Below are 3,863 nucleotides of genomic sequence, written 5' to 3'. Positions count from 1 at the left end.
ATTTTTCGGGCTGACGATCACCTGGGTGCCTTCCTGAATGGCCTTGTCGCAGGCGATCAGGGCACGCTGGAACCGGAAGAATTCCGGGTCCTTGTTGTAGGCGTTGGCATAGACCTCTGTCGACTTGGCATCGCCTTCACCCCGGATGATCTGGCCCTGTTCACGGGCCTGGGCTTCGATCACCGTTTTTTCACGGCTGGCCTGGGCGCGGATCAGGCGGGATTTCTCCTCACCCACGGCACGGATGCGCTGGGCTTCCTGAAGACGGGCCGATTGCATCCGGCTGTAAACGCCCTGGGCAACTTCTTGCGGCAGGTCAGCCTGGCGGATGCGGACGTCGATGATGTCGATGCCATCTTCGGTCAGCTGCTGGTTCACCTTCTGCCGGATCCTGTCCATAAGCTGTGAGCGCTGGCCGGAAATGATTTCCGGCACTGGCACGTCGCCAAGTTCTTCACGGATGGTCGAGTTGGTGATCTGGTTGAGCTGGCGGGCAGCCACCGTCTCGGTTCGGAAACGCTGGTAGAATTTGAGCGGATCCTTGATGCGCCAGCGCACGAACGCGTCGACGGAGAGACGCCGCTGGTCAGATGCCAGCACTTCAATGTTCTTAATATCAAGACCGATATTCTTCTTGTCGAGCTTTTCGATTTGCTGGATCAGGGGAATCTTGAAGTAGAGGCCGGCCTGATCCTGGCCCGGTGCGTTGTAAACCTGCTTGGGTTCGCCGACCTGTAGCATCAGGGCCTGTTCGTCCTGACGGACAACGAAAAAGGAGTTCATGAGTACCAGCACAACAGCGCCGGCGATGATGATGGTGAGCCATCTAAATGCGCGCATTATTGCTGTCCTCCACTCGGTTTCCGCTGCGTTCGTTCCAGCGGCAAGTATGGTACGGCGCCCGATTCCTGATCCATGATCAGCTTGTCGGAGCGCTCAAGCACCCGTTCCATGGTTTCAAGATACATGCGCTCCCGCGTGACGCGAGGCGCCTTGCGGTATTCCTCGTAAATCTGCTCGAAGCGCGAGGCTTCACCCTGGGCGTCGGCAAGAACCTGGTCGCGGTAGGCCTCAGATTCCTGCAGGATGCGCTGCGCGCTACCCCGGGCCTGCGGCACGACTTCGTTGGCGAACTGGGTGGCCTGGTTGATATTGGTCTCGGCGTCCTGTTCGGCGACGTTCACGTCGTTGAACGCTTCAATCACCTGTTTGGGCGGATCGGACCGGTCGATCGTGATCGCAAGAATCTGGATGCCGGCGCGATAGTCGTTGAGCAGGGACTGGACCTGTTTGGCGACTTCCTGCTGGACCACGTCACGCTCGGTCGTGATGACGCTTTGCAGTCGCGTCTTGCCGACGACCTCGCGCATCACCGACTCGGCGACCTGTTCGACCGCGTCGACTGGCTCTTTCACGTTGAGGATGAAGTTTTCAGGGTGCTCGGAATCGACCTTCCAGAACACGGAGAACTGGATGTCGACAATGTTCTCGTCCTGCGTCAGCATCAGGCTCTCTTCAAGATCCTGGCCGATACGGGTCTCTCTACGGTTCTCGACCTCGACCAGAACATGCGACTCAAGCGGGGTAGGCAGGTGGAAGTGCAGGCCAGGGCCGAAATTCGTCTGCCATTTCCCGAAGCGGAACACGGCAGCTTGCTGCGTCGGATCGACCATCACCACACTGGTCGAAAGCCAGCCCAGTAGCGCAATACCGATAAGAACGACGAAGCCGAGCGGGCCGAAATTAGGGCCGCCTCCGCCGCTGGGACGTCCGCCGCCACCGCCGCCGCCGCCGGGGCGCTTGCGAAACCGCTCCTGCATGCGTTTCATTTGCTGCTCAAGGTCGCCGCCGCCATTACCACTGGAGCCGCCGCCAGGGCGCGTCCAGGGCGAGCCAGCTTCCTTGCCTGGCTCATCGTCTGATCCGCCGCCCCATGGGCCGCTGGATTTTGTCTTGTCATCCCAGGGCATAGCCCCTCCTGTTTTGGTTTATAGGCTTCTATATAGGAACTTGCGTGATAAGTGCATGCCTCATTTAGAGGTTCAATGACGCAGGGATCATATAAGGTGTTTGGTTCGAAGGAAAAATCTCGCCGGAAACTGGCCAGGCAAGTCCGGGATGCGCTCGGCGCACCGGACTGGCTGGAGTCGGTCGACGTGGATGATACGGGCCGCGTTATCCTAGTCCTGCTGGCTGATCCAGCCGATACGGCCGGGGCTGAGGCACGCCGGATTGAGGCGGAAGGACGGGCCGAACTGGTCGCTGGCGTTCATGCTGTGACGAGCATTCTCACGGCCCAGAAGGCACTGCCGACAGTGAAGCTGGAACCGGCTAAGCGCCGGGTGGGCAAGGGCGCGCGCCTGTCGGATGAGGCGATGCAGCAGGGCGCGCCGTCCCAAGCATCCGGTATTCCGCCGATTCCCGGCATTGCGCGTATCCTGGTCGTGGCGAGCGCCAAGGGCGGCGTAGGCAAGTCGACGATTGCGGTGAATCTCGCTGCGGCGATGGCCAAGGCAGGCATGAAAGTCGGCCTGCTCGATGCGGATGTTTACGGGCCGTCGGTCCCGACCATGCTGGGCACGCAGGATGCCCAGCCGGGAACGGCCGAATCGAAAAAACTGGTCCCTGTTATCGCGCATGGCATGAAGACGCTGTCGATCGGCTACCTGTCGGACCCGGATGCACCGATGATCTGGCGTGGACCCATTGTCATGTCGGCGATCACGCAGATGTTGAATGATGCCGAATGGGGTGAATTGGACATCCTTGTCATTGATACACCGCCCGGGACCGGCGATGCACAGCTGGCGATTGCGCAGCGCGTGCCGGTGACAGCGGCGATCATCGTGACAACACCTCAGGAAGTCGCTCTCGCCGATGTGCGGCGGGGTGCGGCGATGTTCAGCAAGACAGCCGTGCCCGTGCTCGGCATTGTCGAGACGATGAGCTGGTTCGAGGATCCCGCAGGCAACCGTCACTACCTGATGGGCGAGGGCGGCGGTGCGGCGACGGCGCAGTCACTGGGCCTGCCATTGCTCGGTCAGATCCCCATGCTGCAGGCGATACGCGAAGGCGGTGATACGGGGCAGCCTGCCGCGCTGGCCGATGGTGAGCCCGCCCGCATCTTTCACGATCTCGCGCGCACCGTGGCCATCGGCCTCGATACGCTTGAGTCCAAGCCTGCGCCGGAAATCGTCTTCGAGGACTGACGCCGCCGTCAGGCGTTGAAGTTCAGCGTGAGGCCCGGCTCCGGCCAGCGGCACTTGATCAGTTGGCCTGTGCTCGACAGTGTCAGGTAAGCGTCCTTCATGTCTTCGCCGCCAAAGGCGATGTTGGTGACCAGCATGTCCGGAAAGGGGGTGTGGCTGAAGTCGCCCTGTGGGGTGATCGTGGTGATGCCGCCATTCAGGATTGTGGCGACGCAGACATTGCCCGCAGCGGTCATGGCGAGACTGTCAAAATATTGCAGGCCCGGCATCGTGGCGACGACGCGGCCACCATTGAACGGGGAGGCGGGCTTGATCTCGCCTGGCGCGGCCAGGTCGAAGGCCCACATGCGGCCGGTCATCGTATCTGCCATGAAGACCGTCTGTTCGTCCGGCGAGAGGCCGACGCCGTTGGGCGAGGAATAATGGAAATCCATTTCCTTGGCTTCCGACGCGCCGTTGGCGAGGAAGAACAGGCCGCCGAAATCGCGATGGCGCGAATAGGTCTTGCCGTGATCGGTGAAATAGAGGTTCCCGGCATTGTCGAAAACGAGGTCATTCGGGCCTTTCAGCGGATTGCCATCCACCGTGTCGAGTACGCGTTCGACCTTGCCTGTCGCCAGATCGATGCGTTCGATCCGCCCGCCGGAATAGTCT

The 3,863-nt window shown here is 61.0% G+C and carries 4 protein-coding genes; 1 reads left to right on the top strand and 3 read right to left on the bottom strand.

Features of this window, described 5'->3' with window-relative positions; all coding sequences use genetic code 11:
* Positions 1–840: protease modulator HflC (gene hflC / locus ACESNB_RS03670; RefSeq protein WP_373003996.1), on the bottom strand; the 840-nt coding region annotated here is incomplete at its 3' end.
* Entirely contained in the window at positions 840–1,970 is a 1,131-nt protein-coding gene (gene hflK, locus ACESNB_RS03665) for an FtsH protease activity modulator HflK (protein WP_373003993.1), read from the bottom strand. The genes hflK and hflC, both read right to left, overlap by 1 nt.
* 75 nt (positions 1,971–2,045) lie before the next feature.
* Here hflK and ACESNB_RS03660 point away from each other — a divergent pair, with 75 nt between their 5' ends.
* Positions 2,046–3,209 (top strand): Mrp/NBP35 family ATP-binding protein, encoded by a 1,164-nt coding sequence (locus ACESNB_RS03660; protein WP_373003990.1) that lies wholly within the window; start codon positions 2,046–2,048, stop codon positions 3,207–3,209.
* Between the two features lie 8 nt (positions 3,210–3,217).
* Here ACESNB_RS03660 and ACESNB_RS03655 read toward each other — a convergent pair.
* Positions 3,218–3,863 (bottom strand): SMP-30/gluconolactonase/LRE family protein (locus tag ACESNB_RS03655; protein WP_373003987.1); only part of this gene is annotated, 646 nt, incomplete at its 5' end.

This window comes from Hyphomonas sp. (assembly GCF_041689225.1).
Taxonomy (GTDB): Bacteria; Pseudomonadota; Alphaproteobacteria; order Caulobacterales; family Hyphomonadaceae; genus Hyphomonas.
The sequence above is the reverse complement of the archived record's forward strand: the minus strand, read 5'-3'. Positions and strand labels throughout refer to the sequence as shown.